We start from the raw sequence: 651 nt of genomic DNA on the forward strand, positions 1-651 counted from the left end.
TCCGGCCGCGCCGCCGCAGCGCGCGCTGGACGCGCTCTACGCGACGGCGGTCGCGCTGCGCGCCGGCAACCGGACGGGCGCCGCATCCGCCATCGCGCCGCTCACCGGTCCCGAGCGCGCCGAGGCGACGCTCGCCCGCCTCTCGACGCTGCCCTACCTGCCGCAGGCCGCCGCGGCCACGACGCGTGCGCGGCACGGCATGAATCGCATGGACCGGGACAGCCGCAGCGGAGACGTCTGGCTATGAGAACCCTGACGATGCGGGCCCTGCCCATCCTGCTGCTGCTTGCGGCCTGCGCCGCGCTGCCGCCGGCGCAGCCCCTGCCGCCGGTCCATACGACGGGCGCATCCGATCCGACGCGCCAGGCGGTGCTCGCTGCGTCCTGGGCCTTCGGCACGCCGGGCCGGCTGGCCGGACGTCCCGCCGAAGCCGCCCGCGCAGCCGGCCAGGTGGAGTATCTCGCCGCCGCGCTGCCGCAGGACCAGCGCTGGATCGGCGCGCGCCCGACGGTGTTTCCCGCGCTCCGCGATGCGCGGGTGGAACTGCGCGACGCGCTCGGCATCCGGCAGGACGCGCCGGACGAGGCGGTCGGCCGGGCGCTGCTGGATGCGGGATCGGCGCTCGACGCCGGCAACCGCGCCGGCGCCACG

Annotated in this window: 2 protein-coding genes; both read left to right on the forward strand. The window is 77.9% G+C overall.

The window, feature by feature from the left end; all coding sequences use genetic code 11:
• Window positions 1-247 (forward strand): hypothetical protein (locus tag L2I40_RS24120; protein WP_237217863.1); only part of this gene is annotated, 247 nt, incomplete at its 5' end.
• 11 nt (window positions 248-258) lie between these two features.
• A partial coding sequence (locus tag L2I40_RS24125; protein WP_237217864.1) for a hypothetical protein occupies window positions 259-651 on the forward strand: 393 nt, incomplete at its 3' end.

Origin of the sequence: Falsiroseomonas oryziterrae, from assembly GCF_021864505.1 — a bacterium.
GTDB lineage: Bacteria > Pseudomonadota > Alphaproteobacteria > Acetobacterales > Acetobacteraceae > Falsiroseomonas > Falsiroseomonas oryziterrae.